The 1081-nt window shown below is 74.4% G+C and carries 1 protein-coding gene; it reads left to right on the forward strand.

Features of this window, described 5'->3' with window-relative positions; all coding sequences use genetic code 11:
• Positions 1 to 556: 556 nt before the first annotated feature.
• Positions 557 to 1081 (forward strand): RNA polymerase sigma factor (locus GCU69_RS05495; protein ID WP_156205279.1); only part of this gene is annotated, 525 nt, incomplete at its 3' end.

The following is a 1081-nucleotide window of genomic DNA, read 5'->3' on the forward strand; positions in this document are numbered from 1 at the left end:
GCCGCGGCCTGCCGCAGCCGCACGACCCCGTACGCCAAGACGCCCGTCGGCCTCAGCGCGCACCGGCACCCCGTGCGCACTGCGCACCGGCATCCCCTACGCAGGGCGCACCGGGGCCTCGTACGCAGGGCGCACCGGCATCCCGTACGCCCGGTACGCGATGCGCACCGGCACCTCGCGCGCCGTACACACCGGCACGCCGCGCGCCGTACGAAAGGACGGCCGGGGTCGCCACCCCCCACAGGAGAGACCCCGGCCGTCGTTCAGAGGGCCCGCGAGGGCCCGTACTCCCTACTGCGCCGCCCGCGCGATTTCTGTCACAGCGCCGCTTCGCCCCAATCGTGGGAGGGTGCCTGGAGTGTCCCGCGCCCCCGGGCGTGGACTGGACCACGGGACAGGCTTTAGCGTGCTGGCGACGCCGGTAGGCGAGTCGCCGTGATCGTGGCGTACGGCCCGGAGGAAGCCGTACTCCCGGTACGACCGGTGTGCCGCGGGACTGCCCGCGGCCGGGTCCTTTCGTGCCGGGTGACCGAGAACAGTTGGGCAGGATGAGGGCGTGCTGGGGGACGACGCGGAGCTGACCGCCGCAGTGCACGCGGCACAGGGCGGGGACGAGTGTGCTTTCCGTACCGTCTACCGCGCCGTGCACCCGCGGCTGCTCGGCTATGTCCGGACGCTGGTCGGCGACCCGGACGCGGAGGACGTGGCGTCCGAGGCCTGGCTCCAGATAGCCCGTGACCTGGACCGTTTCACCGGTGACGCCGACCGCTTCCGGGGCTGGGCGGCGCGGATAGCGCGCAACCGGGCGCTGGACCACATCCGGATGCGCGGCAGGCGGCCCGCCGTCGGCGGCGACGAGACGGAACTGGCCGACCGGGCGGCCGACACGGACACCGCTTCCGAGGCCCTGGAGGCGCTCGACACGGGCCGTACGCTCCAGCTGATCGCGCAGCTGCCGCAGGACCAGGCCGAGGCCGTGGTGCTGCGCGTGGTGGTGGGACTCGACGCGAAGAGTGCCGCCGGTGTGCTCGGCAAACGCTCGGGCGCGGTCCGCACGGCCGCGCACCGGGGACTGCGCCGC

The organism is Streptomyces lycii (assembly GCF_009735685.1).
In the GTDB taxonomy this organism is placed as follows: domain Bacteria; phylum Actinomycetota; class Actinomycetes; order Streptomycetales; family Streptomycetaceae; genus Streptomyces; species Streptomyces lycii.